Below are 16076 nucleotides of genomic sequence, written 5' to 3' on the forward strand. Positions count from 1 at the left end.
TTACTAATGGAGCTTAACATTCCAATTTGGCCAAAAACCCACAAGCATTTTTCTATCTTCTATATTTTAATCATTCCTTAATCTTTCCTCTATTTTGGTGTGAAGTTCAGGTATTCTTACTGCATCGGTGGCTTGTGACAATTAGATAATTAAACTCTACTGATTAATACAGATGAAAGTAGCCATTCTTTCTTATAGAATGTGCCTATTTGCGGAAAAATGAAAAAGTGTAACTCATAGAGTGAGTTGCACTTTTTCATTTCCTTTTAAAAATTCTGATTTCTATTTCTTTATAATTGGAAGTATAATTCTACTTAGATTTTTAGCTCCATAATGAATAGAGGTAGAAGGAATCACACCTACTGTTTGATGAGAAGTTTCATACATTATTAATATTTCGATTGGAGCGAGACCAAGTAGTTTGACCTTTCTAGCAAGTTCTAATTATCTTTATAAATAGGAAAACTGAATTGTGGTATATGGTAGATATGAATTATAACAGGTGCTAGTGTTTTGCTATTTTATGTTTTTATATATAGTAATTGATCTAATAATAATTGTATAGAATCAATTACATTTTGCATATGAATATGTTGTCTCCGGCAAGAAAAAGTTAGAGCCATAAATTTCATTTATTAGTTTTTACTTTGTCAAGTAATCTTAGGCTAAGCGCTCATTAATAGTTCTTTTTCTTGTTTTGAGAATCCATAAGGATACTGGGGGTAACAAACGCTTGCAAAAGGAATAATTATAAATCTATATTCCGGTAAAAGATCTTAGCCAACAACAAAATCCGAACTTAGTAGGATTGATGTCTTCCACTTTATTAGCATCAATTTTAATCCTTTGTTGTTTAATTTTACTCTTTTTGAAAAGAATTTCTATCCTCTACCAAACATAATTTTTTGATTATAAGAGATAAGAAAAAAAGCTCATTTATATATGAATTGAAGACCCTTTTTCATAGACGGTTCTAATACTGGTGGTTTTATTCCTTCAGAATCTTCAGCCTCGAAAGTGTAAAAATCAATATCTAGCCATGGGAACTCTTGTGCCAATAAAAGGTTATTAAACCAATCAGCTCTGCTTGTTCCACTCACTTGAGAAATGTGAATTTTGATATTTTTTGCATCCCCAGAATAGCTGAGATTCTCTACCATATCTGTAATGATATCTCTACTCCTATCTTGTGGGTCTACTGATAAAAACCCCTTGAAAAATTGATCTTCAGGAGCTTTATTTAAAAGTGAAAAGTTAGTAAATAAACCAGAAGGATTAAACCCAATCAAAGTTCTGGCTTCATGATCATTTTCGTAGTTAGCATCAATATAAGGCACAACCTCTTCTATTAGGAAATTGTAAAAATTTAAATGTCCTGCAGTAGTCCCACTGGTTGGAATATAGTCCCTAGCAATTTTATCAAAATTCTCTTCAAATAAATTATCTCCAATTCCAACGATAATAGCCTCTACATCAATGTCGGATGACCAAGTAATCAAATCTTGATAATACGTTTTGCCTTCTAGCAAGTACAGTACAGGAAGATTTTTGGTTTCATATCCTCTTGGTAAATATATCGTAAGAGGATAGGTTTCACCAATGTAAACTGAGTTTATATCTTTAAAAACCAATTGAGTTGAAGGATCTAGTGTATCGTTATCATCATCATTATTATTGACATAACCTAGGGGTTGAACACAATCCGTAATGGAAATATCCGGATTTCCAAGACCATCATTATCGAAATCTTGGTACCAAGTAGTTTCAGGACAAGTATCATCGTCATTTTTACAGCCTGATAAAATAAACATAGTAATTGCAATAAGAATAATAAAAATGGCGGGATTGAGGAAGTTTTCTTTAATATTCATGATTCAAGTATTTTGTAAAAAACCCATTTTGGTTGGTACTAACTTATTATACCCGAAATTGCGGGAATAATTCTAATCTCTATAAAAACCTGGCACTAACTTATTATACCCTAAATTGTAGGAATAATTTAATATCGAAATAAAAAAAATATAATATTTTGAATAAAATTACTTTTTTTAATATTTAAAAATCATATGAATATATTTAATTTTTTATTAAAAAACTATGATAATGTATTATTTATTAAAATAAAAATATTTGTTTATTTCTATTTTAACAAATAAGAATTGAATTATATCTGTCCTTTTTAATTTAATCCTTTAAGAATTTCAACATAATATTTAATTCCAGTATCCCTTAAAGGGTTTTTTATTGGAAAGAGACTGAGGTTATTTGTTTAAGATTTTTGTTTTGTAAAAACAGGAACTAGGGTAGAATGGAGTGGTTAGTTTCCGAAAAGAAAAATAATGATTCTTGGAGAGAAGTTGAGAAACATTTGAAACATTTTTGATCTACTTTATAATGATTAGATCTCAAAAAATGAAAAAGAGAAGATTTGAATTCTTCTCTTTTTTAATATCCTATTTTTAAGTCTTGCTACTTTTTCATAATCGGCAATACTATCCTACTCAGATTTTTACCTCCATGATGAATGGAATTTGTAGCAATCACACCTTCTGTTTCATCGTAAATATTTCCTCCAGTATTCAAATTTCTGTCAAAACGAGGGAAGTTGGAGCTACTTACTTCAATTCGGATTCGGTGACCCTTGTCGAAGTAATTGGAAGTACTCATCGGTGTCATTTTTACTTCATATACTTCACCTTCTTCCATCCATACTTCTTTTTCATAGCCTTCTCTGTACCGTACTCGTTGGATTGTTTCATCAAGGTTGAAAGCCTTTCCATCAGGGTGCACGTCAATCAACTTGATAGTTACATCAGTGTCTTTTGCATCAGACGAAAGATATAAGTAAGACTCTATAAAGCCAGAAACCTCAATACCTTCTTCCAATGGTTCTGAAGTATACACGAGGATATCATCTCGCAATTCCATTTCAGACTGGTCAAATGAACCACCGACTACAGCATTTCCTGTACAGCAGACATTTCCTCCATAAGAAGTTACCGGGTTCATAGGATCATATTGGAACGTGTCTGGATTATCATTTTTAGGTTTTTTAGGAGTCAATTTTCCGTCTCCATTCCTTGTGTTTGCGTTACCTTCAGAATCCAGATACATGGTAGTCATTTCTGCTTCAGCAGGTGGCCATACATCTGATGTCTGCCACTTATTCGACCCCATGGTATAATATTGAATTCTTGGAAGTTCTTGAACTGTTTCATTATCCTCTCCTTTTAGCCACTTATCAAACCAAGCTGTGATTATTTCATCATAGTTAAGCCTTGCATCTCCTACATTCAAGTCCCCAACCATGGTGTTTTCGGTTGCTCGAGTGTAAGAGCAATGCAAAACAGGAGCTATCACCAGATACTGATTGTCTCGTGCCATTTGAGAAACTGCGTTTTCACGCATGTGATTGAATAATGCAATGTTTGGTCCTGCAGACACATCAAACCATGAAACAAACCAGAAGCTTGGCTTATCAAATGGCATATCTTCATGATATAATCCACCATTAAACCACTTAGGATTATTTGGTTTCCGAGTGATCATCTCTTCATAAATTCCCTTTGGACCATGTTGGTTTTGAATAATATCTTGTATTGGAAGATGACTCAATGCCTCTTTGGAATCAATCCTTGGATACTCTGGAGACATGTCATAAAATCTCTGTAGCCTAAGTAAATCCTCTTGACTAATCCCTCTTGGTAGCTTAGGAGCCATTGGGTCATGCTGAACGCTGTAAAGCCAGTTTGTGAAAAGCATTTGTCCAGCTCCACCACGATACCAGTTTCCCTGCTCCCAAAATTCTCCAACCTTACCTACACCAGCTCCAAATCCTTGTGGAACCATTGCTGCCAATGCGGGATGATCTAGCGAGGCAACAGCCATTTGCCATTCAGCAGTTGACGAGCATCCCAATGTTCCAATCTTCCCATTACTCCAAGGTTGCTTGGACATCCATTCAAAAGCATCATAACCGTCCGTTAAAGGCACTCCAAGAATATCCCAATCTCCCTCAGAAAAATATCTACCACGTTCATTCTGAACCACGTAAGCATAACCTTTTTCAACCCAAGAAAGCGCTGTTTGCATTGTTCTTGTGTTTAACTCACCATTTCCCCAAGTATTGAAGTTGTAAGGAGTTCTCGAAAATACGATAGGATATTTTCCTTCGCCTTTAGGTCGATAAATATCTGTTGCAAGTCGAACGCCATCGCTCATTGGCATCATGACTTTTTGATCAACAATAGCAATTTCTTCTAGCTGATCAATAATGCTTTTCTCTTGGGCAAAAGAGGCAGAAACCACCAATACCAGTAGTAGCGTCAGGAAAATATTGTTAAGGTTTTTCATTTGATGGGATTTTTGTTTCAATCTAAGTTATTAAAGACTTCTTTTATATGAAATGAAAAATGATGGGAGGTTAAATTATTTATAGTTTAGGTGATACCTGTCAAAAACCAAGAAACCAAACACTTATGGGGTAATTTAAAAAATGAAATTTTTTACTATTCCATTTAACACTTTTCATTTAAGGTATTAACCCTAAATTTACCACCTGAAAGATTTTTACACATGAGCGATAGCACTACCAACACCTTGGCAACTTGGGTGGAAGTTCCCAAAAATTCTGATTTCACAATTTATAATCTACCGTTCGGTATCTTCAAAAACAAAAGATTGATCCCCAGAACCGGAATTGCGATCGGAGATAAAATTGTTGATTTGAGTGTATTGGATCAAGAAGGCTTTTTTTCGGATCTTTTTCTTCCGGAGGGGATTTTCCTGAATGAGACTTTAAATGATTTAATTTCCCTAGGTAAATCTCAGACAAAGAAGATCCGTGAGCGGGTTCAGGACTTGCTTTTGGCAGATAATGAGAAACTCAGAGATCATTCTGTAAGGGGTAAAGTGATGGTAAATCGAAAGGAAGCAGAAATGCTTCTACCGGTCAAAATTGGCGATTACACTGATTTTTACAGCAGTATTGAACATGCCACTAATGTGGGTAAAATGTTTCGTGACCCAGAGAATGCCTTGCTTCCAAACTGGAAACATTTACCGGTGGGTTATCACGGAAGAGCATCCAGCATTATTCCTTCAGGTGTTCCAATTCATAGGCCGAAAGGTCAATTTAAAACTCCTGATATGGAGTCTCCTGGTTTTGGGCCGTCAAAAAAGATGGACTTTGAATTAGAGCTCGCATTCATTACAGGTAAATCCACCAAGTTGGGGGATTCTGTCAGTACTGCTGATGCCGAAGATTATATTTTTGGATTTACGTTGTTCAATGATTGGTCAGCCCGCGATATTCAGGCTTGGGAATATGTGCCCTTAGGTCCGTTTCTTGGAAAAAGTTTTGCCTCCTCCATGTCTCCTTGGGTAGTTACTTTGGAAGCTTTGGAGCACTTTAGAGTGGAAGGTCCTAAGCAAGATCCTGAAGTTTTACCGTATTTGAAATGTGAAAACCCTCATAGTTTTGATATCAATCTAGAGGTTCAAATACAGCCTGATGGAAAGAAAGCCTCAAAGGTATGTACATCCAATTTTAAGGCGATGTATTGGAATATTGCACAACAATTGGCACATCATACAGTGAATGGCTGCAATATCAATGTCGGGGATTTAATGGCTTCAGGAACCATCTCTGGACAAACAGAGGATTCTTTTGGTTCGATGCTAGAACTTTCATGGAATGGAAAAAATATCATCAAGTTGGAGTCTGGAGAGGAAAGAACATTTCTGGAGGACGGGGATACAGTCATTATGAAAGGGTATGCCGAGAAGGATGGGATTAGAGTGGGCTTTGGTGAAGTCAGATCCAAACTACTTCCATCAAAGTAAAATCTACATAGAATAATATAATTGAGGCTTCTGATAGTGATATCAGAAGCCTTTTTGTTTCTGATTATTATTTTTTTTGCCCACAAATTGTTACTTTATAAGTAGTTGATCCTCATAAACTTGTAGATCAGGTTAGGATTGCGTTAAGGTTCCCTATTCAGGGATTGTTTTTATTTAACCTCCATTTTTTTAGGAGGATTTTATTCCATCAAATTTCAACTTTTACTAAACAAAAAAGTCATGGCAAAAATTAGAAAACTTTCTATTACGACTCCATTGCTGTTTGCTTTTCCACTAAGAAGTGAATGGGCAGTTACTCCAATTGATCCAGCTGCTCCTATAAATTCCGGTGGATGGGAGGATGCAGGAAAACTCAAATTCTCAAGAGGGTATGTAATGGCAAAAAACGATGCTAAATTCCTGTATTTAGCATTAGATGTATTGGAAGATACAGGCAATGATCATGGAACAAATGATTACTTCTGGCTAAGTTTCGATTATAACAGAGATAGAGCAATCACCAGTAATGTGGATGTTAATTATGGACTGTACAAAAACCAGCCAAATAAATTAGCACTCCAAAAATATTTAGGCCCAGGTCAGTGGACAGGGATATCAGTTCCTCCAAAATCTGAAGTAATCCAAGAATTCGGACCGAGCCCTAATTCAGATGTAAGTCATAGAATCTGGAAGTTTAAAATAGAACTTAAAGAAATCAACGTTTCGCTTTCTTGGCCTCTAAGTACTCCTTACACATATTTTGGTTTTAGAGTAAGGTCAAGTAATCCTGCCTTTACAACTGATTTTCCAGGTAAATTCTATAAGGATTTCACCAAGTTGAGACAACTTATTCTGTCAAGAAAACCAACTATTCCCTCTAGTTCTTTAGGGTCATTGATTGGGAGTATTGGTCTTATACCTGCAGGTAAAAATTCCGCTAATCAGGACATTATCAATCAAGTAACAGGTCGGGCTACTACAGATTCAAGCTATTATGTCCATGTGGAAAATGCTGCCTTTGGTGGTACGCTGAATTTGATAGGAAATAGAACAAAACTTCAGCAGCTATGGTCAGCAAATAATAGAAAATATAAGGTGGAAATAGCTCCTCCCGGTGGATCATACACTAAGCTGATTAGCAATTGGTCAAATTACAGATGGACAGGAAGCACCTATGCCCTTCAATCATTTGCTCCTTCTTCTTATGGATATTATCAAATGGCAAATCCAGGAATTGATTATTCTATTGATGATCTTTTGATTCAGTTCCCAACGACGGCCCTTTTGCCTGGTTTATATAAAATCAGAGTGACGTTCTATGTTGGAAGTAGCTATTCGAACATAGCCAGTCAACAAGAGCTAAAAATCTATATAGATAATCATGTGCCTGCTACTAACATTGAAAGTGTGAAACATGGAAGCAGTGAAGTCTCTGCATGTGCCATAGAAACTATTGGAGCTGCACCAGATGGATTGAATTTTAGAATCACGGCAAATGATCCTGAAGGAAATTTAAGGGGAGTGTCCTTCTATGCAACGTATGGCGCTGGTTTAGCAACCACCATCTATTCAGAAGGCTATTCACTCTCCAAAGGAAACTGGACAGGCTTTACAAATAAGCTAATTCCTGTATCTGGAAATTGGAGGCCACCTCAATCCTGCGCCTACAGTTTTATTTTGGTGGCTACAGCTAGAACAACGAATGGCTACTCTTACATCGGTAAGAATACTATTCATAGAAATCTAACCTTGCTTTTATAGAGGCATATTAAATCAAAAAAGCCAACCTCGTGGTTGGCTTTTTTATTGTGATTTCTCTTTCTTTATTTATTGAAAACCAATACTCTCTAAACCTATATGGCTGATTTTAATGGCTTCCATTGGGTCCAACCCGAATGTATTATCTTGTTCAACTAAATAATACTCCATTCCGGATTTTGCTTTTTCATTAAGGATTCTTTGAAAGTCGATAGACCCTGTTCCTACAGGTGCAAAATTCCCTTCTCCGTTCATGTCTTTTACATGCCAGGACTTAAATCTCCCAGGATATTTATCGAAGTAAGTTAAAGGATCGACACCTGCTTTGGTCACCCAGAATAGGTCCATTTGAAAATTCACAAACTCTGGATTACATTTTTCCAAAAGGACATCTTCAATGACAGTACCATCTTCCATTGCTTTGAATTCAAAGTCATGGTTATGATAAAGTAACTTTAAACCTGCATTGGTACATTTTTCTCCTAACGTATTTAAAATTTCTACCAAATCTTCTACTGTTCCTTTCATTCCCATTCCGTTAGGGCCAAAAGTAAACATACCCATTGGTGGGACTGGAATAACAAAGTATTCAATTCCAGCAGCCTTTACATCAGCAATTAACTGATCAGCGTTTTCCATGGTAACCATCCCCATATGAGCACTTTTTGCAGTCAAACCGATTGATTCTAAATAGGATTTGAACTCAGCCGGAGTCATCCCATAAAATTTGCCATCTTCATAATTTGCAGCTTCTACATAAGCGTATCCAGCATCAGCAACAGCTTGGAGTGTGGATTTAGGATTTATTGCCATTGAGTCTCGCAGCGTATACAAGGCCAATCCTCCAAAAGAGGATGGCTCAGCCACTACGGGTTCCATGGTATCTGTACTTTCTTCAGTGGAGGTCTTAGAGTTGCATGATGTAAAACCAATTAAAGCAAGTAAAACCAACGATGAGAATAAACTAAAATATTTTTTCATAAGGGTTATTTTAAGAGGTTGCAAGTTAGCCAAATCATATAAATTTTGAAGAAACTTGGATAGAATGTCTATGAAAGACTTTTAAATAAACTGGATGATTTTCTGAACAAAAACGCTGTTCATCGTTTGTATTAATACAACCAACTTTAATTTAACTATGCCTTTTACAGTAAAAATTTTAGATATCAAACCACTCACACATGATGTAAACCAATTTAAAGTAGAGAAGCCTAAAGGTTATTCTTTTATTCCAGGACAGGCTACTGAAGTCGCAATAAATACTGAAAAATGGAAAGATGAACTCAGGCCTTTTACATTTACATCATTGCCAGAGTCTGACTTTTTGGAATTTGTGATAAAATCATACAAAGACCATGATGGAGTAACCAATCAGCTAGATAATATGAAGGTTGGGGATGAACTATTGATTGATGAGTCTTGGGGAGCAATAAAATACAATGGAAAAGGAGTATTTATTGCAGGAGGAGCTGGAGTAACGCCTTTCATAGGAATTTTCAATTTACTTCAAGAAAAAGGTGAGCTAGAAGGGAACAAACTCTTTTTCGCGAACAAAACTAAAAAGGACGTGATTTTAGAAGATCATTTTAGAGAAGTTCTAGGTGATAATTTTGTTTCTATACTTGATGAAGAGGAAGCATCCGGCCATGAAAGTGGTAGAATAGATGAGGAGTTTTTGAAAAAACATGTCTCTGATTTTTCTCAACATTTCTATGTGTGTGGCCCTGATCCTATGGTGAAGGCTATCAGTGAAACACTGGAAAAACTAGGAGCAAAGCCTGATGCCATTACTTTTGAGAAATAATATGATATCAAAGGTCATTTTCAAGATTCCTCGATTTGCAGTTTAAAATCCTCTGCTAGTTTATTGTACTATTGAGTAGAAAAAAATCACTGAAACATTGAAGAGGTTTCAATGATTGATTTAACAAGTGTTTATTATTGGACTTTATGCTTTGAGTTTCTCTTTTTAAAATCCTCAAATCAAGGAATGTATTTCCGGTCAGACTTCGCTAAATGCTCTGATTAATCAGCTGTTTTAATTCGGTCAGTTCTGAATTTATTCGCATTTATCATTGATTTTCTTTCTCGACAACGGCAAATAGCAATTGCTGTATTTTGGCATCTTTCATCGGGCTCAAGGTAAAGTAGATGATAATATCTTTCACGTCACCGTGAATCCTAAAAGTTCCTCTCAATTGATTTTGAGGAGTTATTTCTGAAACAGAAGTGATTGTTCCAATTTCTTTAAGGGCATCTGTCATTTCCTTGATTCGATGATCTCTACTTTGGTCTAGAAAGAAATTTTCTGAGAAAATATCCTCTTGTAGTGCATTTTCACCCTTTAGAAAAGATTCTTCCACTTGTTTTTTTCTTGACTCCAGAATGTTTGAAATAGGCAATTCTCTTTCCTGAAGTTCCAGTTTATCAAAAAGCAGTTGTTGAATTTTCTGAAGAGGCCAAGGGGTGGTATAAGTCAAGTTACAGAAAGCCATGATACCGATTCCATACTCTGGATAAAATACATAATTGCTCCCAAACCCTGGCAGCGCTCCGCCATGCGAAACCCACTTTTGACCCTCACAGTTTTGATAAATCCCCAATCCAAAGCCATATCCAGCAACGATTGGACAAGGTTTGTCCCGATAGTTTCTCGCATTGTTGTTTAGCCTGGGGAACTGGGGAGTTTGCATTTCCCTGAGAGAACTTCTTTTTATAGGACCGATTTCTTCCTCATTTCTTGGAGGCCAAGCAGATAAGTGAAAACTTACATAGTTACTAAAGTCTTCTATCGTCGTGATTAATCCGCCCATCGATCCAAATGAACCATCATGAAGCATGGGCTCTAGTTTCCATTCCTCGTCTTCCCATCGGTATCCTATTGCCAACTGCTCAGCAGGAACATTATCGACCTCCCAATAAGTACTGTTCATTCCGAGCGGGCTGAGTATTTCTTCTTTGATATAATCCTGATAGGGTTTTCCAGATACTTGTGAAACGATGTAACCTAGCATGGCATAACCGGTGTTGCTGTATTCATATTGAAATGAGGGAACGTTTGAGAATGTAATTCCTTCCGAAATCATATCCAATAACATTTGATTGGGCTCATCTAACTGGCGATCGCCCCATGGATTATCTTCCGGAAATCCCGCTGTCATCGTCAGTAGGTTTTCAATATCAATAGTAGGAGCATCTTTGGTTAAATAGGTGATGTTTGCCATCTCGGGAATATAATCCGAGACAGGATCATTTAGAGCGAGCTTACCCTCATCTCTAAGTTTTAATATGGCCATCGCGGTAAAGCTTTTGGTCATAGAGGCAATTCTAAAATCAGTATTGGTTTTTGCCGGAATTTGATTTTCCAGATTCATAAAGCCCACCGCATCCGAGACAACCAAGTTATTATCCACCACAATTCCATAAGCTATCCCAGGGATGTGATTTTCTTTTCCGTATTCCTCCATCAAAGCTTTGATTTCCGCCTCAATGCTTTTGATTTTTTCAGCTCTTTGGTCATTTACAAACTCGGGCTTTTTATAATCAGAGGAAAAAGAATGATTTATTGAGGAGTCTAAACTTGATTTCTCCTCTTTGGGAGCTGAACAACCTGTAACGAATAGAAAGATTAAAATGAAAAAGGCGAAGGAATTTTTCATAGTTCATAGAATTAAATAAAAAGATACGGAAGCTTTTCTGGAAGCCAATAAAAGCATGAGGATATCAGTTATCGCTTGGCTTAGAGTTAAAAGATGGATTCCTGTCCAATACCTTTTTTACTAAAGAACCAATCGTCAATCCCTGAGCGATAATTGAGAATACCACAATTACATAAGTGATTGTAAGGAAAAGCTCTCTCGCCATTTGTGGCTCTAAGGAAAGTGCTAATGCAATAGAAATCCCACCTCTAATGCCTCCCCAAGTCATTATTAAATTTGTTTTTGGAATAAAATCCAGTTTTTTCTCAAAGAGCTTAACTGGTCCGACAAGAGCGATATATCTGGCAATAAGTGCTATCGGAATTGCCAAGAGTCCGAAAACAAGGTAATTGCCATTCATCGAAATTACCAATAATTCAAGCCCGATCAAGACAAAAAGTATCGCGTTTAGCAATACATCCAAGAGTTCCCAAAACTTATCTACGTAAGTATGTGTGGTTTCAGACCATGCAATCTTTGGGGCTTTGTTCCCAAGGAAAATCCCGGCAACAACCACTGCAAGAGGTCCAGATACATGGAGATAATGTGCCAATGCGGAAATTCCCATTACCAAGGCTAGAGTGATTATTACCTCAGTTTCATAGTGATCTATGACCTTCATCAATCGGAAAGCACCCCATCCACCAATAAGTCCAAGAACAATTCCTCCAACAACTTCCTCGATAAATAGTAATCCCACATCGCCAAAGCTCATGGAGTCGATACCCTGTTGAGCGATTTTGAATAGCACGATAAAAACCACAACTCCGACTCCATCATTAAAAAGAGACTCGCCCACGATTTTGGTTTCCAGTTTCTTGGGAGCGTTCGCATCCTTCAAAATCCCCAAAACTGCAATCGGATCAGTAGGAGAGATAAGTGCCCCAAAAAGCAAGCAATAGATGTAATTGATCGGATAGTTAAAAGCCAGAAAAAGGTAATACATCATACTGCCAATCAAAAAAGTAGAAAGTACTACTCCGATAGTAGCAAATAAAGCAATTGGTCCTTTTTGCTTTTTAAGCGAATCAAGCTTAGTATGAAGTGCACCCGCAAAGAGCAGAAAGCTCAACATAACGTCCAACAGTGCCGTTTCAAAGTCTACTGATTGGATCAATAGTTTTGCTTCATCTAAAATATAGTGATTGAAGCTCCCAAGAATAGTGATTCCCAAAGTGAAGACGATAGCGATGATCATCAGCCCGATGGTAAAAGGAAGCTTAAGAAATTTAGTATTAATAAAGGCAAAACCTGCTGATAGAATAATCAGGATTGAGATGATGTTAAAAATGCTCATTACCTAATATTTATTTTTTTTAGACATCGAGCAAATTACAACCATTTTATGGATTGCTTCAAAATTTGCAGGCATCAAAAGCTTTTATTGATGCCTGCTTTTTTTATGATTTTATTGAAAGTTGAAAAGAAGAGGGAAAATAAAGACAACAAAAGCTGCCCAAATAGCATAAATAGGAATAAATGAAGCGATAGACTTTCCTACTTCTAGATCTTTTGTTTTTCCTTTAATCGTTTTGAAAATTTTAAATGTTATGATCAAAAGGTGAATCAACATCAGGATATTACTTCCAAGTACAGCCATTCGATTAGGAGTAATTCCCCATTCTGAAATTCGGAACAAAATTGCTGAAAGCGCAATCCCATTCACTATGATAGTCACCAAAGAAAGGAGCATAAGAACCCATATATCTAAAGAGATTTTTGCTTTGGCGGAGTGCTCTGCAATAGAAAAGAAAATCAATGCCATTACTCCGATTAGGAGCAGGTTGAAAATTAGAAGGAATTCTCGGTCATTGTAAGGGTCTTTTCCAGTATAAAAAATTGCACTCAAATAAACAGTCAACATGACCAAAACTGCAGGGCTGAATAGTTTTGCAATGATAGGGGTTACTTTATTGACAAGCTGGGGATTGGTTTGTGTCAGGAAAGCTGCAAGAATTGGAACAGAAGGTAGCCCAAAGACAATAATGTAATTTTCAAAAATTGGCTCCATGTCGATTCCGATTAACTCAAAAAGACCAAATGAAATCGCTGTTAATAATGCTCCGGCAATTCCAATGACTGCACACATCACTGCAGCCTCTCCATTGAAGCGAAGAAAGTCCAATCTTGGATTGATTTTTTTAAATTCTTTGCCCGCAAAAGAAACCCCTAAGACTACCCAAAGGAGAAGGGGTAGATGAATACAAGCCAAAGTCAGTGTGTCACTTTCCAGATTATTGGGTAGCACATTGATGTAAATAATACAGATGCTGATGATTCCAGCAAAGATCCCTACGGCTTGTTTTGAGAGTTTATTTTTCCATGCGAAGTAAGCGATGAGTACAGGGAAAACGATGAATCCGATATTTCTGGGAAAGAAAAAATCTTCAGAAATGGAGAAAATGGCTGGAAGCTTTGCGATCATCCCGGCAATAAAACATCCTATTGCTACATAGAACAATTCATTTTTCTCACCCCATGATATGGAACTGCTTTCGTAACTGAATCTGGCATTCCAGAACTCTGCTACGGGTTTGGCCTGAAGTTGTGTCGAAATTTCTGAGAAGGATTCTTTGAACAGGGACTTATTGGATCGATAGAGCTTCTCAAGGCTAACAGGATCATCTATGTGAGTTAATATTTTGTCTTTCATGGCTTTATAGTTTTTAGAGTGTTTTCCAAAGAACTGGTTTGTTGACTATTGATTTTTGCAGCTTCATATTCTTCTAAGCAATTGTCTAAAGGGTTTCCTTGAGTATGTACACATTCGCAAAATGCAAAACCAGCAGCTTCATTTTCTTTTCCAATAAATTGATTTTTACAGGATTCTAAAGAATTTTGAGGCATCACTTCATGGCCAAATCGGGAGAATAAAACGAAGAAGACCATGGTGGAAAAAACTCCAGCAGCAAAAAGATAAGGGAATTTTAGACTGTATTTATTGGGCTTTCCTAGGCTTACCTCTTTAGAATACTTGTTGAAAGGTAAAATATACCTCAGTTTATCATAATGCCAGGCCAGAAGGTAGAGGTTTGCCAAAACCATCAAAGGCGAAGTAATGTAGGAGCCGACAAAGCGCACTGCAAAGGATAAAATCCAGATATTAACGATGATAGGTAAATAGAGTAATGCTCCCATCAAAACTGTGCTTGGGATGAGAAGTAAAATTCCTGCTGTTACTTGTGCATAGCCTATAAATGTATAATAGTAACCCGTATGATGAAGCGCTTCCAGGTAAGCTCCCATAGGGTGAATTTCAGATAAGCCGCTGGCAAATCGTTCACCAAGTATTTTCACCATTCCTGCTACGATAAAAGCATAGGCTAGCAGGATTCTGCAAAAGAGCTGGAATATCCAATGCCATCTGTTCTGCTTGATGCTGTAGTAGTAGTTCTCTAATTTATTTGAAATGCTAGATGCTTTCATTTGCTGTCGGGTTTTGGTTGTTCAAATTAATTGTTGAGTTAAATTGATTATTCCCAAAGCCCAACAAGGCTAAAAGCAAAGACAGCGCTTAGCCAAATAGCTACAAAATAGACTAGGGTGCTGAAAAGGGTGGCTCCAAGTTTTTTTCCTCCTGAAGGAAACCAAACGAAACCCATCAAGTAGAAAAACAAGCCTCCAAATACTCCACCTAATGGGATAAATGTTAAAGGAACCCACATCCAAGATTCGAATATTTCACTTTTGACAAGGATGAGAAACATTAACCAGGAGAATGGGATGCTTACTCCGATCATTCCTGCAACCAATGCGGATTTGGGCTGGAAACCTTTAAGAAATTCAATTTCAGTTTTCATAGTTTATCATATTGGAAAGTACTTTGAAATTCAAAGTAGATGGGTAAATTTTTTTAGCTTTTATTTTCATTAATCAAATTTTCGAGGAAGTCCAGGTGATCCTGGAAGGCCTTTTTACCAGTTTTAGTCGCTGTATAAGTTGTCAATGGTTTTCTTCCGACAAAACTTTTATTGACTTCTATGTACTCTTGTTTTTCCAGATTTTTCAAATGCGACGCCAAGTTCCCATCGGTCACATCCAGCATTTCTTTGAAGGAATTAAAATCATATTCCTCATTGACCATCAGGATGGACATGACTCTAAGCCGGACCACATTTTCAAAGGCCTTATCGTAATTCCCCTCCACTTTATTTCTCGTATTTATAGTACATCATGGTTCCATATATAATATGGACTACACCAAAGCCAATTGACCAAAGAATCAAGCCCAAGGAAGGTAAGAATGCTGAAATTACTCCTAAGAATAGTTGACAATAGCCTAGATATTTGATGTCGCTTAAAGTGAAATGAGAGGCATTTACCAAACCGATCCCATAGAAAATTAATGTTGCCGGAACTAGCCACTCAATCTGCTCCCGCATAATCAAAGCCAAGCAAAATATTCCACCAACTAAGACAGGTATAAATAGAGCTTGTGCAAATCTTTTGCTGGCCGAAGACAAAAACGCATGAGCATTTTTTTTGCTTTTGTTTTGACTCATGATCCAGGCTGTAGAAATGGCAAGAACCATCACGATCAGAGCTGTGATCAGGACTTGATGCAGAAGCCTTTCATTATAGTCAGTTGATGGAGGCCCGATGGGTGAATTTGGATAATAAATCCAGCCATAAGCCAAGCTTGCTCCAATCAATGCATAGGTTCCAGTTAATATTCCAGAAAGTCCACTCAAGGATAAAAAGCGGGTACTCCGCTCCATCATAGATTTGATTTCAGCTAATTCTTGTTCTGGTTTTTTCATTTTTAAAAGTACTTTG

The 16076-nt window shown here is 36.8% G+C and carries 13 protein-coding genes; 3 read left to right on the forward strand and 10 right to left on the reverse strand.

The genetic code is table 11. From position 1 onward, the window contains the following. Positions 1–932: 932 nt before the first annotated feature. Both AAGF08_RS02500 and AAGF08_RS02505 read right to left on the reverse strand, forming a co-directional pair. Positions 933–1871 (reverse strand): alpha/beta hydrolase-fold protein, encoded by a 939-nt coding sequence (locus tag AAGF08_RS02500; protein ID WP_343509352.1) that lies wholly within the window; start codon positions 1869–1871, stop codon positions 933–935. A 598-nt stretch (positions 1872–2469) separates the two neighbouring features. Then, a complete protein-coding gene (locus AAGF08_RS02505) occupies positions 2470–4353 on the reverse strand; it encodes a CocE/NonD family hydrolase (protein ID WP_343509353.1) in 1884 nt (627 codons plus the stop codon). Positions 4354–4575: 222 nt separating this feature from the next. Here AAGF08_RS02505 and fahA point away from each other — a divergent pair, with 222 nt between their 5' ends. Together fahA and AAGF08_RS02515 are read left to right on the forward strand one after the other, a co-directional pair. Further along, positions 4576–5844 carry a fumarylacetoacetase gene (gene fahA, locus AAGF08_RS02510; RefSeq protein ID WP_343509354.1) on the forward strand — a complete coding sequence of 423 codons (1269 nt, stop codon included), beginning with the start codon at positions 4576–4578 and terminating at the stop codon, positions 5842–5844. Between the two features lie 240 nt (positions 5845–6084). Beyond that, on the forward strand, positions 6085–7605 hold the full coding sequence (locus tag AAGF08_RS02515; RefSeq protein WP_343509355.1) for a hypothetical protein: 1521 nt from the start codon (positions 6085–6087) through the stop codon (positions 7603–7605). A gap of 66 nt (positions 7606–7671) precedes the next feature. On the opposite strand, the gene AAGF08_RS02520 is transcribed toward AAGF08_RS02515, so the two are convergent. Continuing rightward, complete coding sequence (locus AAGF08_RS02520) at positions 7672–8583, reverse strand: sugar phosphate isomerase/epimerase (protein ID WP_343509356.1); 912 nt, start codon at positions 8581–8583, stop codon at positions 7672–7674. Between the two features lie 157 nt (positions 8584–8740). Between AAGF08_RS02520 and AAGF08_RS02525 the strand changes: the two genes are divergently transcribed. Continuing rightward, positions 8741–9406 (forward strand): FAD-binding oxidoreductase, encoded by a 666-nt coding sequence (locus AAGF08_RS02525; RefSeq protein ID WP_343509357.1) that lies wholly within the window; start codon positions 8741–8743, stop codon positions 9404–9406. 268 nt (positions 9407–9674) lie between these two features. Here the strand turns inward: AAGF08_RS02525 and AAGF08_RS02530 are convergent, their stop codons facing one another. The 7 genes from AAGF08_RS02530 to AAGF08_RS02560 all read right to left on the reverse strand — a co-directional run bounded on the left by AAGF08_RS02530 (position 9675) and on the right by AAGF08_RS02560 (position 16060). Beyond that, the gene (locus tag AAGF08_RS02530) at positions 9675–11261 is read right to left on the reverse strand and encodes a serine hydrolase domain-containing protein (protein WP_343509358.1); all 1587 of its coding nucleotides are present in this window, start codon (positions 11259–11261) and stop codon (positions 9675–9677) included. 64 nt (positions 11262–11325) lie between these two features. After that, the gene (locus tag AAGF08_RS02535) at positions 11326–12597 is read right to left on the reverse strand and encodes a sodium:proton antiporter (RefSeq protein WP_343509359.1); all 1272 of its coding nucleotides are present in this window, start codon (positions 12595–12597) and stop codon (positions 11326–11328) included. Positions 12598–12708: 111 nt separating this feature from the next. Beyond that, a complete protein-coding gene (locus AAGF08_RS02540) occupies positions 12709–13953 on the reverse strand; it encodes a hypothetical protein (protein ID WP_343509361.1) in 1245 nt (414 codons plus the stop codon). After that, complete coding sequence (locus tag AAGF08_RS02545) at positions 13950–14726, reverse strand: DoxX family protein (RefSeq protein ID WP_343509363.1); 777 nt, start codon at positions 14724–14726, stop codon at positions 13950–13952. Before AAGF08_RS02545 ends, AAGF08_RS02540 begins: the two co-directional genes overlap by 4 nt. 47 nt (positions 14727–14773) lie before the next feature. Continuing rightward, entirely contained in the window at positions 14774–15100 is a 327-nt protein-coding gene (locus AAGF08_RS02550; RefSeq protein WP_343509364.1) for a hypothetical protein, read from the reverse strand. Positions 15101–15153: 53 nt separating this feature from the next. Continuing rightward, the gene (locus tag AAGF08_RS02555) at positions 15154–15447 is read right to left on the reverse strand and encodes a transcriptional regulator (RefSeq protein ID WP_343509365.1); all 294 of its coding nucleotides are present in this window, start codon (positions 15445–15447) and stop codon (positions 15154–15156) included. 1 nt (position 15448) lies between these two features. Further along, positions 15449–16060: a hypothetical protein gene (locus AAGF08_RS02560; RefSeq protein ID WP_343509366.1), complete on the reverse strand. Its 612-nt coding sequence runs from the start codon at positions 16058–16060 to the stop codon at positions 15449–15451. Between the last annotated feature and the right edge of the window lie 16 nt (positions 16061–16076).

Source organism: Algoriphagus sp. SE2, assembly GCF_039563885.1.
Classification (GTDB): Bacteria; Bacteroidota; Bacteroidia; order Cytophagales; family Cyclobacteriaceae; genus Algoriphagus.

What these genes read in the sequence shown, in the direction of transcription:
- AAGF08_RS02525 (WP_343509357.1), top strand. Translation starts at nt 8,741, where the DNA reads ATGCCTTTTACAGTAAAAATTTTAGATATCAAACCACTCACACATGAT.
- fahA (WP_343509354.1), top strand. Translation starts at nt 4,576, where the DNA reads ATGAGCGATAGCACTACCAACACCTTGGCAACTTGGGTGGAAGTTCCC.
- AAGF08_RS02535 (WP_343509359.1), bottom strand. Translation starts at nt 12,597, where the DNA reads ATGAGCATTTTTAACATCATCTCAATCCTGATTATTCTATCAGCAGGT.
- AAGF08_RS02540 (WP_343509361.1), bottom strand. Translation starts at nt 13,953, where the DNA reads ATGAAAGACAAAATATTAACTCACATAGATGATCCTGTTAGCCTTGAG.
- AAGF08_RS02505 (WP_343509353.1), bottom strand. Translation starts at nt 4,353, where the DNA reads ATGAAAAACCTTAACAATATTTTCCTGACGCTACTACTGGTATTGGTG.
- AAGF08_RS02560 (WP_343509366.1), bottom strand. Translation starts at nt 16,060, where the DNA reads ATGAAAAAACCAGAACAAGAATTAGCTGAAATCAAATCTATGATGGAG.
- AAGF08_RS02545 (WP_343509363.1), bottom strand. Translation starts at nt 14,726, where the DNA reads ATGAAAGCATCTAGCATTTCAAATAAATTAGAGAACTACTACTACAGC.
- AAGF08_RS02550 (WP_343509364.1), bottom strand. Translation starts at nt 15,100, where the DNA reads ATGAAAACTGAAATTGAATTTCTTAAAGGTTTCCAGCCCAAATCCGCA.
- AAGF08_RS02515 (WP_343509355.1), top strand. Translation starts at nt 6,085, where the DNA reads ATGGCAAAAATTAGAAAACTTTCTATTACGACTCCATTGCTGTTTGCT.
- AAGF08_RS02520 (WP_343509356.1), bottom strand. Translation starts at nt 8,583, where the DNA reads ATGAAAAAATATTTTAGTTTATTCTCATCGTTGGTTTTACTTGCTTTA.
- AAGF08_RS02530 (WP_343509358.1), bottom strand. Translation starts at nt 11,261, where the DNA reads ATGAAAAATTCCTTCGCCTTTTTCATTTTAATCTTTCTATTCGTTACA.
- AAGF08_RS02500 (WP_343509352.1), bottom strand. Translation starts at nt 1,871, where the DNA reads ATGAATATTAAAGAAAACTTCCTCAATCCCGCCATTTTTATTATTCTT.